Genomic DNA, 14,965 nt, shown 5'->3' with positions numbered 1-14,965 from the left:
TGTCTCCTAGCTGTTCTCATGTCCTGCGGCAGGTGCCGGGGATCAGGCTGTGCGGTAATACTAGAAAGCAAAGACTTGCCTGGTAAGGTCCCTTTCGGACATATTGATGTCCGAAAGAGACACAGGAGAGATCATGGCGGCTCGCCCCCCACTACTGAACGACCGGATCTACGCGCCGTACAAAATCGAAATGCTGGTAGAGGTGCTGGAACGCCAGGGCCTCTCGGCAGAGGCCTGCCTGCAAGGCAGCGGATTGGCAGTGGCGGACATTCATAGCCCCGAAACGCAAACCTCTGTCCGTCAGTACCTGCAGGTGTGCCAGAACGCCGTGCGTTTGTCGTCAGACCCGGCAACTCCCTTCGAAGTCGGTCTTGCCATGCACCTGTCCGCATATGGGATGTACGGATATGCACTGATGTGCAGCGAAACCGTAAAGGACTTCTTCAACCTGGGCGTGAAGTATCACAAACTCGCCACGCCAACCTTAACCATTCAGTGGCGGGAAGATCCAGACACGGCGGTGTGGGTATTTCCGGATGCCTTCATCACTAGCCCCTCGCCGGAACTGCGGCGGTTCCTGATCGAGCAGCAGTTCGCCCAGCATGTCACCCATCTGAAGGACATTGCCGGCGCCGGATGCCTTCCGGTCGAGGCCCGATTTTCCTATCCCGCACCGGCTCATGCGGGCCTCTATGCGACCTATTTCAAATGCACTTGCTTGTTCAACCAGGAGCAATGCGAACTCGACTATCCCCGCGCAATCCTTGACGGAAGGCCGCAGCTTGCGCACAGGCTGACCTCGACGCTGCTCCAGGATACATGCGACCGCCTGATAGGCCAGGCGAAGACTTCCACGGGAACCGCCGGCGAGATCTATCAGTTGATGATGCGCACACCCGGCCAGTTTCCATCAATGGATGAAGCCGCTGCCGCGCTACACATGACCACGCGGACATTGAGGCGCCATCTCCTTGCCGAGGGGGTATCGTTCGTTGAAATAGCCGACGACGTAAAGTGCTCATTGGCCACGGAGTATTTGCGAACAACCGAATTAAGCATCGACGACATCGCGGTACTCACTGGCTTTACCGATCCCGCGAATTTTCGAAGAGCTTTCAAGCGATGGACGGGAAAGAACCCCGGGGAATTCCGTGCGTAGTACGGAAGCTGACAACGCCGCGACTAGCGAGTGGAAGCGTCATCAAGTTCCTGGTAACTCAGTTTGACCCGACAGCGGTGTGCGTCCGTTGGGTCGCCGCAACATACCCCACTTCAGAAGCAACATCCCCCCGTTCTGGTGATGGTAGCTTGCAGTCCGCAGAAGGATTGCAATGCGCAACCATGAGCCTGGAGCGCAATCCGTGCGAAACGAGATTCCAGCCGTCCCGATCTGGCGGTATGGTCATTGCAGGCAACGAGGCGATCGAGAAGCACTTTTTGCACCCGCCATCTGCCCTGACCCAGCGACTCTCTCATTCCGCATGCGATCCAAATGGATAAATAACGGTAATAAGGGGAGATACGCCATGAAGCTGGTACGGGTACTACTGACGACCGCAGCGCTGCTGCTCTCGGTCTCATGTCTGGCGCAGGAGGCAAGCACGCCTTCAGCGCTCGATACCGAAGCTGCACGACTGCTACAGGAGGGTTCGCGACTGGCCATCGCGGGCAAGCGAGCAGAAGCGATCGAGGACTTCGACAAGGTAAGCGCCATGTATGAGAGCGCGCTCCAAGGCAGCAAGGTTAAGCTGTTTAGTGCCAGATTCCAGCCCGAGGCATTGTTTTACCTCGTGGAAGCATCCAATGCCAAGACGCCGGCCAGGGTTGTCTCCGGCAATTGGGCCTACGCGTATTACATGAAAGGCTACGTGCTGGTCGAGCTTGGCCGGCTCGCGGATGCCAAGGTCTCGCTGCAACAGGCCATTGATCTGGCTCCGCACAATTCCCAATTTCTTGCGGAACTGGCGAGTGTGTATCAACGCGAAAAGGACTGGTCTCTGGCGATGAAGACCTTCCAGGCTGCCGAAACGCAAGCGCGTGAATTTTCTCCACCGGCGCTGAAAAACGCTGAGCTTTCGCGGGCATGGCGCGGCCAGGGATATGTCTACGTAGAACAGCACCAACTCGCTGAGGCCGAGGCCCTGTATCGCAAATGCCTCGAATTGGATGCTTCCGATACCAGGGCCGCAAACGAGCTCCGTTTCATTCAGGCCCAGCGGGCGAAACAGGACAACCGGGCTCAGTGAGTGCCGGTGCGGCGCGACGGCGACCACGTTCGGCTAGCGAATTCGATGTGGTGACCAGAATCTCGAGTGTCCGCATCGGCCGACGAACCGACTAGTGCCGTCGATGCGCGAATGTCCGTTGTTTAAGTTGAAACGACGCCCGGGCGTTCGAATGGACCGGCGGGCCGACGGCCGTAGCCAATCTCGGGCGGATGACCCGCCGAGGAACTGCGACTGTCCCTGCCTGCCCTGAGCGGCCTCTGAGCTTTCTCGAAAGCGGACACTGAAGGCGAGTGCTTCCCGATGGAGGCCTTCCCCGCCTTCTTGATCCTTAGCCTTAACTGGCTATAGCCGCCACATTTGCCCGCGCCGAGTGCAATTTCTTGTAGCTGTCGATCAAGCGGTGGTGCCTGTCGAGCCCCTCCAACTTCATGCTGGTTGGCGTCAAACCAAAGAAACGCACGCTGCCGTCCACTGAACCCAGCGCCGCGTCCATCCGCGCATTGCCATACATCCGGCGGAAGTTGACCGCGTAGTCGTCCAGGTTCAGATCGTCATCCAACTGCACTTCCAGCACCACATTCAAGGCCTGGTAAAACAGTCCGCGCTCGACCGTGTTGTCGTTGTACTGCAAGAAGGCGCCCACCAGCTCGTGCGCCGCCTCAAATTGCTGCAAGGCGAGATTGATGAGCAGCTTCAACTCCAACACTGTCAGCTGCCCCCAATCCGTATTCTCGTCAAACTCGATGCCGATCAGCGTGGCGATGTCGGCGTATTCATCGAGCTCACTGTTATCCAGACGCTCAAGCAGGGCCTCCAGGCTTGCGTCGTCCAGGCGATGCAAGTTCAAGATATCTGCGCGGAACGACAGTGCCTTGTTGGTGTTATCCCAGATCAGATCTTCTACAGGATAAACTTCCGAATAGCCCGGAACCAAAATCCGGCAAGCAATGGCGCCTAGCTGGTCATACACAGCCATGTACACCTCTTTACCCATGTCCTCAAGAATGCCGAGCAAGGTTGCTGCTTCCTCGACATTGGAGTTCTCGCCTTGGCCAGAAAAATCCCACTCGACAAAATCGAAATCCGCCTTGGCGCTGAAAAAGCGCCACGACACCACGCCGCTGGAATCAATGAAGTGTTCGACAAAATTGTTCGGCTCCGTCACGGCGTTACTGACAAAGGTGGGCTGCGGTAAATCGTTCAGGCCTTCAAAACTGCGACCCTGCAGCAACTCTGTCAGACTCCGTTCCAGCGCCACCTCGAAACTTGGGTGCGCGCCGAACGAAGCAAAGACACCGCCAGTTCGTGGGTTCATCAAGGTGACGCACATCACCGGATAAATTCCACCCAACGAAGCATCCTTCACCAATATCGGAAAACCTTGCTCTTCCAGCCCCTGAATGCCTGCCCGAATGCCAGGGTATTTCGCCAGCACTTCCTGGGGCACATCGGGCAGTGCCATTTCGCCCTCCAGAATTTCGCGCTTTACCGCCCGCTCGAAAATCTCGGACAAGCATTGCACTTGCGCTTCGGCCAGTGTATTACCGGCACTCATGCCATTGCTGGCGTAGAGGTTTTCGATCAGATTGGAGGGAAAATACACCACTTCGCCGTCCGACTGCCGTACAAACGGCAGCGAACAGATACCGCGCTGCACATTCCCCGAGTTGGTTTCGTACAGGTGCGAGCCACGTAATTCGCCATCCGGATTGTAAATGGGCAGGCAGTATTCATCGAGAATTCCAGCCGGTAGCGCATCTTTGCGTCCAGGCTTGAACCAGCGCTCGTTCGGGTAATGTAAAAACGCCGCATTGGCGAGGTCTTCGCCCCAAAACGTACCGACATAAAAATGGTTGCAATTCAGGCGCTCGATAAATTCCCCCAACGCCGACGCCAGCGCGCTTTCCTTGGTCGATCCCTTGCCATTTGTAAAACACATTGACGAGTGTGCGTCACGGATATGCAGCGACCAGACATTGGGAACGATATTGCGCCATGAAGCGACTTCAATCTTCATCCCCAAGTCCGCCAAAATGCCAGACATATTGGCGATGGTTTGCTCCAATGGCAGATCCTTGCCCGCAATATAGGTGCCGGCGTCAGACGCCGGCTTCAAGGTCAGCAACGACTGAGCATCGGCATCCAGGCTCTCTACCTCTTCGATCACAAACTCGGGTCCGGCTTGCACCACTTTTTTTACCGTACAGCGATCGATGGAGCGCAAAATACCCTGGCGGTCTTTGGCAGAAATATCCGCGGGCAACTCGACTTGAATCTTGAAAATCTGCTGATATCGATTTTCCGGATCGACGATATTATTCTGCGACAAGCGGATATTATCGGTCGGAATGTTGCGATTTGCGCAGTACAACTTGACAAAGTAAGCCGCACATAATGCCGACGAGGCCAGGAAATAATCGAACGGGCCAGGTGCAGAGCCATCGCCCTTATAGCGGATCGGCTGGTCGGCTACCACCGTGAAGTCATCGAACTTGGCTTCAAGACGTAGCTTATCGAGAAAGTTGACCTTAATTTCCATGGGGGAATTCCAAAAATCCTGCTCAAAATGATGCGACCGCTATTATCCGACGCCGCGCTGGCGCATTGTAATATATCGGTGCTTTCTACAGGCGCCGTCGCATACGGATAATTTGACAAGTGAGCGCCAATTGCGCAGGACGTGGCTGGAACTTCACGCCATGGCGATATCCAGGGCAGCGAGTTGTCAAAGACCTATCGCAGGCTGCGTAGCGTACTGACCACTTGGAGGTGCCTTATTAGTCGTCGGGACGGAATGTGATGATGAAGCGGTCCCGCACCCGAGCCGACCGCACTGTCCGCGCCGCCTGCCAGCGCCTCGTCGCGGTCATTCGAACATTCGTAGGACGGAACAGCTGACTAGCAATCGGGCTGTATTCCGTAGAAGGTATAAAACTCCGCGATCGGGGCTTCGACGGCGAGCGCCTGCAGTGGGAAGGTGAGTGCCAAGTCTCGAACATTCGTCAGATTCAAGAGCCGTCTCTTGAAATCCTGCACAACGCCGAGTCTGAGCGAGCCATCGCGGTGGAGAAATTGTCCCCATAGCGATACGTGGCGATACCGCGGTTCTGCAACCCTGGCGCTCGCGACGTACGCCGCGGGAAAGCACCGCTGGTATGCAGGGAGGTTATAGAGCCACGAGGTGCCCACGACTCGTGTCACTTGTTGCCTGTTGCGCTTGACGTCACCGAAGAGTGACCGGAGTTCAGCAAGCCGTGCAGGCATGCGCTCCATGCTCAAAGGAGATGCCGTGGTGGATTCCGCATTCTGGAAATGAATTCGCACACATTCCGCGTCCTGCATCGCGTATGAAAAACAGCCAGCGGCCGCTGCAGTTCGGGAATCCTCACCTTGCGTGAGATAGAAACGATACGTCCATTCGCCAATATCCGATGTCCGGGTCAGTCCATCGACGTACTGACGCCAAATGGGATGACGCTGGTCAAAATCCCTGCCTAGCCCAAACCGAATGTAGAAGTTCGTGTAGTCGAGCAATGCTCGTTCGACGGGCATGTCGACAAGACCCGCAACTGCCCGGGCAAAATCAAGCTGCAACTCGAAAAAATCCCTGCTGTAAGCCATTGGCGCCGCCTCCCTAGAGCGTGGCAAGAGCGATGGCGACGGCTCGCATGTTTTCCTTGAAGCTTCGTTTTTTTGGCGATTGGTTTCGCATTAGACCTACAGGGAAATACGGCATTAATTTCCGGAAATGGTTACCAAAAGACCTCGTAATGTCTCTTGTGAAAGACAGGCAAATGAGGCGTGAATGTTGTTGGATTTGTGGAAACTGGCAAATGTCGCTTTATGGCCGGACTGGGGCGTCGAATCATTGGCCTTCCCCGGAAATCGGCGATGAATCTCTATTTTTGCTTGCCTTGAGCGGGCAGCGTAAGCCAATATCTTGAGTTCCAAGTATCATGGGGATTTGTTCGGCGTAGCTCCTCAAGACCACCAAGAAGAACAAACACCTGATGGACAACGACGTTCCACTCGACCCGCCGCGTCTGAGCGCGCGCAGCGAGCCTTTGCCGACGAGGTTGCCGCGCACGCTAGCCTCCGCGACACTTCTTGCCGCGCTGGTCATGATGGCTGCACTGGCCGGCTCGGGGCAGTTCGGGCGCTTGTCCCCGGCCTTCCTTCTGCACGACGTGGATCATCTCTCATCCGCGCAGCAGCAAGCAAGACTCGAGGCCTTCAACGCCGTCACCGCCTTGCCGGTCGCTGCCGTCGAACCAAAGGATGAAGAGACTGCCCTTGCAGGAATGCGGCTCAGCGCGATCGCGCGCGAAGCACTGACAGCCGACCTGCATGAGCGCCCGATTGAAGCGGCTGCGGCTTCGCCGAAGCCCGCCACCGGCACAGGCTCGTCCGTCACGCCACAGGCGCAGGGGCCCGAGACCGTCCCTCACCCTGCTCCGGTCAGCACCGTGCGGCCAGTCGCTCCGGCCAGGCACCCAACCCGGCTGATCTGGCTGACGCTGTGGGACACCGACGATGAGGATGGCGACGTCGTACGCATCCAGAGCCAGGGATACTCCCGGGTGGTCACCCTGACGCGCCAGCCAATGACGTTCGCGGTTCCTGCTGCGTCGTCCGGGGTCGTCAATATCGCCGGAATGCGCGACGGGGAAGGCGGTGGCATCACGGTCGGCGTGGCTTCCGGCGCCTCGCGCGTGACATTACCAATCATGAGCGTTGGGCAGACTATCGGCCTGCGCACCCAGGCTCCGTAAGATGGTCCGACTGCTGAACGCCGCCAGCCGCGTGCTCCCCCTGGCTTTTGTCGCGATCGCGTTGATCGCCATCGCCCAATTCTGGATAGAACATGGGCCTTCGGGAGCGGTCATGCACGACGGCCTGCAGGATGCTTTGCACCGGCTGCGCGAAGTGGCCTGGTATCTTTTTGCTGTGGCCTTCGGGCTATGGTTCTTCGTCTTTGCCGGACTAATTCATGAGCGCACGCGGACCTTGTCCGCCAGTGGCAATCGGGGGGGATGGGTAATGGATGTTCTGGATCGCTTGACCAACAAGCGTGTGCTTGAGGAAAAACTCGCGGCCGATGCCGAATCGGTCTTTATCGATGCGAACCAGCTCGCCGAGGCACTGAAAGGCAAGGTCATCGGACAGGATGCCGTGTGCGACGACATGGCAATGCAGATACGCAGGCGCCTCGCGCTGAAGCAGCGCGGCAAGCCGGTGGGTGTTTTCTTGCTCGCCGGACCGCCCGGAACGGGTAAAACCTATCTGGCCAAGCGCCTGGCCAGCGAGTTGCAACGTGCCTTGATGCACCTGGACATGACGCAGTTCTCGAAGGGCGGCTTCGCTGCCACCTCGCTGTTCGGTTCATCCAAGGGGTACGCCGGTTCGGACACCTATGGCAAGCTCACAGCCGCCTTGCGTGATGTACCCAACTCGGTCGTGCTGCTCGATGAGTTCGAAAAAGCGCATGCGGAAGTCCACAAGAACTTCCTGACTGCCTGGAACGACGGCTTTGTAACGGAAGCGTCTGACGGCAAGCAGATCCCGACCACGCAAGCCATCTTCATCCTGACTACCAATGCGGCGACCGATGCGCTCCAGGAACTGAGCAAACGCTTCGAGAATGATGCCGATGGCATGCGCCAGGCTGCCACCAACGCATTGCGTGAGGCTGGCATTGCGCCCGAAGTGCTCAACCGCATCGACCGCATCTTCGTGTTCAAGCCGCTCTCCGGAATGGATGTGGCGCGGGTAACGGCACTCGAAATCGAGGCGATGATTCAGAGCTACGGCCTCGAGATCGTGGACGGCGGCATCGCCCCGGAAGTGCTGATCGCACTGATGCAACGGCAGGCGCGGCTTGGCGGTGGCGCGTCGTCGCGGGATCTGGTGCGGGCAGCCGAGGAATCCATTGCCGACACCCTGATCGAAGCGCGACAGAAGGGCCATAGCCGTATTGCGCTGATTGCCGAAGACAAGCGCATTGTTGCCAAGCCCGTCTCGTGATGACCGCAAACGTTTCCTGGTCCGGTGCCTGGCGCAGGCTGTGGGCACGCGCTCCAATATGGCGTAGCGCCGTGTTGCTGGCGACGGTCGCCACCGTGCTGTTCGTTTGCCTCGGGCGGAATCCACCGCACCTGCGCGGTTCCACTTCAGAGGACCTGCAGGCCACGGCCTCCTACACGGCTCAACCCCGACCGCAGACCGAGCCGGCCCCACCGCCCGCCATTCCTGCGGGAGATCTCCCCCGTGCAGCGATGCCAGCACCACCGGAGGTGCCAGTCGCACATCCCAGAAAGCAGGAGGCCGCGCGCATCCAGCAGCCCGCGCCTGCCGCGCCGCGCGAGGTACCACTTGCACTGTCACGCCCGGCCGGCTCGGCTTACTCCGATCCGGTGCAAGGCGCGTCCCCTGGTGCCAAGGCTCCAATGGGCAAGACTTTCCGCGATATGTTCGAAGTTGGCGGGCACCGACTACCGTTGCCTCCCGGTACGTGGACGGTGCTATCTGATATCCGCGGCAACCGTCCAGATCAGACGATCGCGACCTATTTCCTTGGTCGCATCGAACATCAGCGACTCGCCGGCGCGCTGATAGTCCAGTCAGTCGTGGCGAAGACCTCACCAGCGACGGGGTTCCCGGTGGCGCGCTCCTGCGATGACGGTAATGCGCTCTACGTGGTCAACGAATCGAACGAACCCAATGGCAGTCAGTCTTGCTGGCTGATGCACAACATCTTCACGCCGCCGTGGACCCATTGGGACGACCGAAGCGTGCGCATTGGCCAGGCTGAACGCGCCGCTGCAGGCGAGATGTCCGTGCGCGGGATCTCCTATCCGCAGGATTTCGTAGTGGTCGAGTTCCATCGCGCCGAGAAGGCAGACCTGCTGCATGTGGCGTACCTGTTTAGTCCGGAGCAGGAACACATCAACACATCGCCGGCGAGTACGTTCCGCGATTCTGACTGGTATGGCCCGAATGTCGCGCGTGACGCCGCCAGGGTTGCCTATGTCGGGCGCCTGCGGGACTGGGGAGCAAATTGGTGGAACAGATACAAGCAAGCCTTCGCGTCAGTCGGGTAGGCCTGATGCCATTCGCCCTTGACTGGAGATGGCCGACCGTCCCGGCGCTGATGGCGGGGCTGGCCGCCCTCACGATAACAACCGTCGTGCGAGCCGATCCGCCGTCTCTCCCGCCCGGCGAAAAATTGCTGTTCCAGCCGGGCTTGCCGGCAGGCTGGCGTGGAATCCCCTCGCCAGCCAGGATGGCCGCCGAGGCACCGTCACAGGTCACGACCGAGCGTTTCGTACCGGAGAACCCGTGGCAAGCCGACTGGGAAGAACTGCTCGCAGTGACCATCTTTCTTGGCCAACGGCTGGATCCGGCCAGTGCGCTCGAGCTGGAGCGCAAACCAAAGAGCCAGCACAAGACTAGCCGCTGCCAGGCGGTGCCGCAGATGATGTACAGCGATACCGAAGCGGCGAACGGTTACCCTGCCGCCACTGATGTCGTGTTCTGTCCCGATGATGGTAACGGGAAGGCGTATCTGTCGATTGGCAAGTTCATTGCCGGCACCGTCAACTATTACGCGCTACATCGTACCTGGACATTCCCCGCCACGAGCAGCATCCCGGTTCCGACGGACGAGCAGCGCCGCTGGGTCAACATCATGACGGGGGCCATTGTTTGCGACAACCAGGCAGCCTCGAGTCCCTGCAAGATTCGTCCCGGCATCAGCTACATGGCCATCACGCCGCGCCAGGTTGCAGCCACATCGCCGGCAACAGAGCACATCATGGCGGCGCTGGCCAAGAGCCATTCCGCAGCATCGGCACAACTGGGGGATCAATCGCCCACGTTGCCGCAGCCTGGTCCGGTGCAGGCAACCAGCCTGTATGGCGTCCCGCTCAGCCAGGCGACGCGTACATCGCTACGGCGAGCCATCCAGGGAAGTGGCCTGATGAAAGCCATCAAGCTGGATCTCATTGATAGCGTCGACAGCTACACCCCCATCCCGTCCACGGCCGATGCCAGGCAGCTCGATGTCCATTACGCACCGGATGGACGGTTTAGCCAGGCCGAGTACCTGTTCAAGCCCGACGTTGGAATCGACAAACTCGGCGAGAGGATGAAGTCCAGATTCGGGCCACCGGCTGCCACTGCGGGGGACACACTGCGCTGGATGCCAGCGCCGACACTGACAATCGAATTGCGGCAGGGGGCGGGCGGTGCGGTGTTGGCATACAAGCGCGACTAGAGCGTGTTATGCATTTTTCGTCACGGCTCATGTCATAGGGAGATGACGAAACGCAGACCCTACCCAACGGACGTGTCGGACGAGGAATGGAGCTTTGTAGGTTCTCCTTCGGTTCTTTGAACGTTGGCAGCGGGCGCGGGCATCCGCTCGCGCACCGCCAGCACGACATGTGACGCTGTTATGACCTGGCACTTCCAGCGCTAATGGCATCAACGGCGGCTTCCAGCGTGATGCGTGCTTTTTCGCGCCGTCTGCGCGCGAGTCGCTCCTCGCCGGCGCTGCGTTCGGACTCACCGGCCAGTAGCGCATGAATGGCGGGCAGCCTGAGGATGACGCCGCGACTGCCCCAGGTACCGTCCGGAATTTCTGTCGGAAAGACCCATACCCGCGATACGACCTCGTCGAACGGTCGGCCCTCGGCACGGGCGACCGCTTCCGTGATCGCTTTAACCAGTGCGCTACGCGACTCATCGGTGTACTGCCCCTCGGGCGCCGAAGGAATAATCCGGTAGCGCACTGCCTTCGAGCGCTCTCCTCCGACGAATACCGCGGCCGGTCGATGCAGATGGAATACCGATACGGCTTGCGCAACCGGATTGCCCGGGTCGTACCCTTCGGCTTTGATCAGGATGTCAGTCAGTTCTTTAACCAGGCGTGCTTCCGCTTCAGGCGTCAAGGCATCTTCCGGCCACAGTGCGTCGATCATTGGCATGGTGTCACTCCTTCTTCAGGTGTTTCGGTTCGCTGATCATCGGCCTTTACGGGCAGACCTGGAAGTGGCAGTATTGCCATCATCCGAGGAATATCAGACACATACGCAAATGATCACGATCCGGATCTGGGTCTATGACGGCATCCTGGCATCGGGCGTTGCGGGACCCATCGACGTCCTCAATGCCGCCAACCACCTGAGTGCACGGGAAGCCGCACATAGTCGCCATCCTTCCCCCAAGTTCACCTGGCGCGTGGAGTCGCTGGACGGAGGACCGGTCAAGGCCGCATCGGGCCAGAGCATTGCCGTGGACGGGAAAATCGATCCCCGCAAGCGTTCGGACGCCATTCTGGTAACGGCCCCTTTCTTCTCCAACATGGAAGAATTCATCGGCCGCCACAAGCAGTTGAACGCGCTGACCTCCGCGCTACGGAGCCAAAGCGAGGCGGGCGCCGTGCTGGCCACATACTGCACCGGCAACTACCTGCTTGCCGAGGCGGGCTTGCTGGACGGCCGGGTCGCCACGACACACTGGGCCACTGCGGCGGACTTCGCCCGACGCTATCCGCGCGTCGAGCTTCGGGCCTCGGAGATCCTGATCGCGCAAGATCGCATCATCTCGGGCGGCTCCGTGACGTCGTATCTCAACCTCGCCGTGCGGCTGGTCGAAACGTTCGCGGGCGAGACGCTTGCCGCGAGGACCGCCAAGTCACTATTGATCGACATGAACCGGACTTCTCAAGCGTCTTATGCGAAGCTTCTCGACGACCACGGTCATGCCGATCCGCTCGTCGCACGAGCGCAACAGCGTATGGAGGCGACACTTCAGCAGGGGTTTCGGCTGAGCGAGCTCGCCGAGTGGCTCGCTGTCAGCGAACGGACGCTTAACCGGCGTTTCAAGCTGGCAGTAGGCCTGGCACCATTGGCGTATCTGCAGAACCTGCGCATCGAAGTAGCCAAACAGTTGCTGGAATCAAGGCCCATTGGCCTTGAGATGGTCAGTCAACGCGTCGGCTATGGAGACCTCAGCACGTTCCGGCAACTGTTCAAGCGCAAGACCGGCCTTTCGCCGAGCGAATATCAAATGCGATTCGCGCGCACTTCGATCACGGACGAGACAGAAAGCAAGTCGCACAGCCCTCCCGATTAGCAATCCGCAACGCCGCAAAGGCGGAATGCCGCGGAACCGATCCAACAAGCGGTTGATTGCGCAAATGGATGCACAGCTTTGTGTTGTTCGAGCGATGCGGTGAACTCCGCCGAAACAGGGGTGGCGCAATACACCGCGCCCGGTCAATGCCGACCGGCGACGGGCGACGTCGTGCTGGCTTCCTGGAAGAGAGTGGCGTAGCGTACGGAATGCGGGGAGATGCGGCGTAAGCTGGAAATATGAATGGACAGGGGCCGTTTGCGATGACTTCCGGCGCAAATGCCGATCCGGCGGCAGTGGGTGCGACTCGGTGTCCCCCCCGGTCTAGCTGAATCAAGCCCAAAGCGTCCTTTCAGGCGACGGCTCGCCACGATAATCAGCCCCCCATTTACACGAAGCAACATGTCCTTCACCCATCGGCTCGTCTTCTGGCTCGCGCTGCTGGGCATGGCGCTGCACGCGCCATTGCTGCCGATGACCCACGGGCAATCGGCCGAGGCAATGCTAGATCACTCGATCTGCAGCGCAAGCGGCATAAGCGTGGTCTCAGTGGCCGATCAAACGCCCCTCGGTCAGGGCGCCCCCGGCAACCACCAAAGCCTCGGCGATTCCCTCTGCTGCCTGGTCTGCGCGGATCTCGGCAACACTAATGCGATACCGCACGCGCCGTTTGTCTTTCAGCCTCGCCTCAGCCAGCCTGGCCTTGTGCGGCCGGTGTTACAGCGCAATGCCTATCGGCCTCCGAGCATTCTCCTCGCGACGGCCCGAGCGCCGCCTTTGGCATGATCGGCTTCGCCTGATCGCCCGCGCGCTGCACGGGCGCGCGCCCATGCCACGGGCGGACTACCGGTCCGCCCCCGTATTGCCCTGAACACCATGAATCCGATCCTTCGCGCCGGCACCGCAGGTGCCGCATTGCTGCTTCCCTCGTTTGCGTTCGGCTGCGCCACCTGCGGCTGCTCACTCAGCGCCGATGCCGCCATGGGCTACTCCACAATGCCAGGCTGGCGCATCAGCTTCGATTACAGCTTCATCAACCAGAACCAGCTGCGCCATGGGACAGGATCCGTCCCCGCCACGCAGGCTGCCGCAATCAACGACGCTGGCGGCAGCCAGGAGGTGGAGAAGCAGACAATCAACCGTTACTACAACCTGGGCCTGAGCTACAGCCCGAATAGCAGCTGGAGCTTTAGCACGATCGTCCCCATCATCGACCGCAGCCACACCACGTACGGCAACGCGACTTCCGACCAGCTCACGCCGGACAACGTGAGCGGTGTGACGGCCAGCGGCCTGGGCGATATCAAGCTCATCGGCACCTACCAGGGCTTCCTGCCCACCCGAAACCTTGGTGTGCAACTTGGCGTGAAGCTGCCCACGGGCGCCTACGGCAGCCAGAATGTCGTCACCGGCGCCACCGTGGGCCGCCCGGTGTTCTTCTCCTCAGGCCCGAATGCGGCTGCGGGCCAGGCGCTCGACGCCAGCCTGCAACCCGGTACCGGCAGCACCGACCTGATCCTTGGCGCGTACTATTACCAGCCGGTCAGCCAGAATTTCGACGCCTTCATCAATGGCCAATTCCAGGCGGCGGTGATGCAACGGCTGCACGACGTCAATGCGGACTATCGTCCCGGCAATCTCCTGACCGTGAGCACCGGCGTGCGCTACGTAGTCAAGCCAAAGGTGGTGCCCCAGCTACAGTTCAATTTCACGCACAAGAGCTCAGACCAGGGCGCACTTGGCGACACCATCAGTACAGGCGGTAGCGTGCTCTACCTGAGCCCCGGGGTCACCGTCGCCGTGAGCGAGCACGTGCACATGTACGCCTTTCTGCAGAAGGCAATCTATAGCAATCTTCAGGGGTACCAACTCTTTCCTCGCTGGACTGGCAACCTCGGGGTGTCCTATGCGTTCTGATCTCTCGTCTCGTCGCGACTGGATCCGCAAGGCCGCCGCGCTTGCCTGCGGACCTTCTCTTGCTGGCTGGCACACATCGGCGCGCGCGGAGAGCCTGGCGGTGGGGCGGCCGGCGCCACCGCTGGTGCTGCGCACGCTCGACGGGCGCAACATCGATACGCGGGACCTGCATGGCCAGGTAGTAGTACTCACGTTCTGGGCAACGTGGTGCGGCCCGTGCCACACAGAGCTTCCTGTCTTGTCGACCTATGCGACGGCTCACGCCCGGGAAGGACTCACCGTGCTCGGCTTCAGCCTGGACACGCCAGACTCGCTCGCCGACGTACGCAAGATGGCTGCCAGCCTCGCCTTTCCGGTAGGACTGCTGGGTAGTGCCTACGCGGGCGGCTACGGCCGGGTCTGGCGTCTTCCGGTGAACTTCACCATCGACCGCGCGGGGATCCTCGCCGATAACGGCTGGGATGATGCCAGCCCGGCCTGGACAGCCGAGCGGCTGGAGCAGGTCGTCACGCCTTTGCTGAAGCGGTAACTGGACAGCGCCTTGGGCGACATGCACTGCGGGCGGCGTTCCTGGTCATCCCGATGCGCGGCCGGTCAGACTTCCACAGGAGTGCCCCTCCAGAACGTGCTGGCGGGCGGGCGCCTTGGAGGCGCGCCAGGACCACGGCCGAGGGACCCGTCCA

At 60.1% G+C, this 14,965-nt stretch carries 13 protein-coding genes; 10 read left to right on the top strand and 3 right to left on the bottom strand.

Annotated features, from left to right (window positions below):
• Positions 1–133 precede the first annotated feature (133 nt).
• Positions 134–1,159 carry an AraC family transcriptional regulator gene (locus tag AB4Z48_RS11765; protein ID WP_441614116.1) on the top strand — a complete coding sequence of 342 codons (1,026 nt, stop codon included), beginning with the start codon at positions 134–136 and terminating at the stop codon, positions 1,157–1,159.
• Positions 1,160–1,526: 367 nt separating this feature from the next.
• On the top strand, positions 1,527–2,246 hold the full coding sequence (locus AB4Z48_RS11760) for a tetratricopeptide repeat protein (RefSeq protein WP_441614115.1): 720 nt from the start codon (positions 1,527–1,529) through the stop codon (positions 2,244–2,246).
• 316 nt (positions 2,247–2,562) lie between these two features.
• Here AB4Z48_RS11760 and AB4Z48_RS11755 read toward each other — a convergent pair whose 3' ends face one another.
• The gene (locus AB4Z48_RS11755; protein WP_441614114.1) at positions 2,563–4,767 is read right to left on the bottom strand and encodes an OsmC domain/YcaO domain-containing protein; all 2,205 of its coding nucleotides are present in this window, start codon (positions 4,765–4,767) and stop codon (positions 2,563–2,565) included.
• A 359-nt stretch (positions 4,768–5,126) separates the two neighbouring features.
• On the bottom strand, positions 5,127–5,849 hold the full coding sequence (locus AB4Z48_RS11750; RefSeq protein WP_441614113.1) for a hypothetical protein: 723 nt from the start codon (positions 5,847–5,849) through the stop codon (positions 5,127–5,129).
• 389 nt (positions 5,850–6,238) lie between these two features.
• Between AB4Z48_RS11750 and AB4Z48_RS11745 the strand changes: the two genes are divergently transcribed.
• The 4 genes from AB4Z48_RS11745 (at position 6,239) to AB4Z48_RS11730 (ending at position 10,503) form a co-directional block, all read left to right on the top strand.
• The gene (locus AB4Z48_RS11745; RefSeq protein ID WP_441614112.1) at positions 6,239–7,000 is read left to right on the top strand and encodes a hypothetical protein; all 762 of its coding nucleotides are present in this window, start codon (positions 6,239–6,241) and stop codon (positions 6,998–7,000) included.
• A 1-nt stretch (position 7,001) separates the two neighbouring features.
• Positions 7,002–8,252, top strand: coding sequence for an AAA family ATPase (locus AB4Z48_RS11740; RefSeq protein ID WP_441614111.1), 1,251 nt, complete (start codon positions 7,002–7,004; stop codon positions 8,250–8,252).
• 422 nt (positions 8,253–8,674) lie between these two features.
• On the top strand, positions 8,675–9,328 hold the full coding sequence (locus AB4Z48_RS11735) for a hypothetical protein (protein ID WP_441614110.1): 654 nt from the start codon (positions 8,675–8,677) through the stop codon (positions 9,326–9,328).
• Positions 9,329–9,333: 5 nt separating this feature from the next.
• A complete protein-coding gene (locus AB4Z48_RS11730) occupies positions 9,334–10,503 on the top strand; it encodes a hypothetical protein (protein ID WP_441614109.1) in 1,170 nt (389 codons plus the stop codon).
• 178 nt (positions 10,504–10,681) lie between these two features.
• On the opposite strand, the gene AB4Z48_RS11725 is transcribed toward AB4Z48_RS11730, so the two are convergent.
• Positions 10,682–11,215: a tautomerase family protein gene (locus AB4Z48_RS11725; RefSeq protein WP_441614108.1), complete on the bottom strand. Its 534-nt coding sequence runs from the start codon at positions 11,213–11,215 to the stop codon at positions 10,682–10,684.
• 109 nt (positions 11,216–11,324) lie between these two features.
• Between AB4Z48_RS11725 and AB4Z48_RS11720 the strand changes: the two genes are divergently transcribed.
• The 4 genes from AB4Z48_RS11720 (at position 11,325) to AB4Z48_RS11705 (ending at position 14,811) form a co-directional block, all read left to right on the top strand.
• Positions 11,325–12,365 carry a GlxA family transcriptional regulator gene (locus AB4Z48_RS11720; protein ID WP_441614344.1) on the top strand — a complete coding sequence of 347 codons (1,041 nt, stop codon included), beginning with the start codon at positions 11,325–11,327 and terminating at the stop codon, positions 12,363–12,365.
• Positions 12,366–12,767: 402 nt separating this feature from the next.
• Complete coding sequence (locus tag AB4Z48_RS11715) at positions 12,768–13,151, top strand: DUF2946 family protein (RefSeq protein ID WP_441614107.1); 384 nt, start codon at positions 12,768–12,770, stop codon at positions 13,149–13,151.
• Positions 13,152–13,241: 90 nt separating this feature from the next.
• Complete coding sequence (locus AB4Z48_RS11710) at positions 13,242–14,282, top strand: transporter (RefSeq protein ID WP_441614106.1); 1,041 nt, start codon at positions 13,242–13,244, stop codon at positions 14,280–14,282.
• The gene (locus AB4Z48_RS11705; protein WP_441614105.1) at positions 14,272–14,811 is read left to right on the top strand and encodes a TlpA family protein disulfide reductase; all 540 of its coding nucleotides are present in this window, start codon (positions 14,272–14,274) and stop codon (positions 14,809–14,811) included. Before AB4Z48_RS11710 ends, AB4Z48_RS11705 begins: the two co-directional genes overlap by 11 nt.
• Positions 14,812–14,965: the final 154 nt, after the last annotated feature.

Origin of the sequence: Cupriavidus sp. 2TAF22, assembly GCF_052115045.1 — a bacterium.
Lineage (GTDB): Bacteria > Pseudomonadota > Gammaproteobacteria > Burkholderiales > Burkholderiaceae > Cupriavidus.
This window is presented reverse-complemented; position numbering and strand designations above follow the sequence as displayed.

What these genes read in the sequence shown, in the direction of transcription:
- AB4Z48_RS11765 (WP_441614116.1), top strand. Translation starts at nt 134, where the DNA reads ATGGCGGCTCGCCCCCCACTACTGAACGACCGGATCTACGCGCCGTAC.
- AB4Z48_RS11760 (WP_441614115.1), top strand. Translation starts at nt 1,527, where the DNA reads ATGAAGCTGGTACGGGTACTACTGACGACCGCAGCGCTGCTGCTCTCG.
- AB4Z48_RS11755 (WP_441614114.1), bottom strand. Translation starts at nt 4,767, where the DNA reads ATGGAAATTAAGGTCAACTTTCTCGATAAGCTACGTCTTGAAGCCAAG.
- AB4Z48_RS11750 (WP_441614113.1), bottom strand. Translation starts at nt 5,849, where the DNA reads ATGGCTTACAGCAGGGATTTTTTCGAGTTGCAGCTTGATTTTGCCCGG.
- AB4Z48_RS11745 (WP_441614112.1), top strand. Translation starts at nt 6,239, where the DNA reads ATGGACAACGACGTTCCACTCGACCCGCCGCGTCTGAGCGCGCGCAGC.
- AB4Z48_RS11740 (WP_441614111.1), top strand. Translation starts at nt 7,002, where the DNA reads ATGGTCCGACTGCTGAACGCCGCCAGCCGCGTGCTCCCCCTGGCTTTT.
- AB4Z48_RS11735 (WP_441614110.1), top strand. Translation starts at nt 8,675, where the DNA reads ATGGGCAAGACTTTCCGCGATATGTTCGAAGTTGGCGGGCACCGACTA.
- AB4Z48_RS11730 (WP_441614109.1), top strand. Translation starts at nt 9,334, where the DNA reads ATGCCATTCGCCCTTGACTGGAGATGGCCGACCGTCCCGGCGCTGATG.
- AB4Z48_RS11725 (WP_441614108.1), bottom strand. Translation starts at nt 11,215, where the DNA reads ATGCCAATGATCGACGCACTGTGGCCGGAAGATGCCTTGACGCCTGAA.
- AB4Z48_RS11720 (WP_441614344.1), top strand. Translation starts at nt 11,325, where the DNA reads ATGATCACGATCCGGATCTGGGTCTATGACGGCATCCTGGCATCGGGC.
- AB4Z48_RS11715 (WP_441614107.1), top strand. Translation starts at nt 12,768, where the DNA reads ATGTCCTTCACCCATCGGCTCGTCTTCTGGCTCGCGCTGCTGGGCATG.
- AB4Z48_RS11710 (WP_441614106.1), top strand. Translation starts at nt 13,242, where the DNA reads ATGAATCCGATCCTTCGCGCCGGCACCGCAGGTGCCGCATTGCTGCTT.
- AB4Z48_RS11705 (WP_441614105.1), top strand. Translation starts at nt 14,272, where the DNA reads ATGCGTTCTGATCTCTCGTCTCGTCGCGACTGGATCCGCAAGGCCGCC.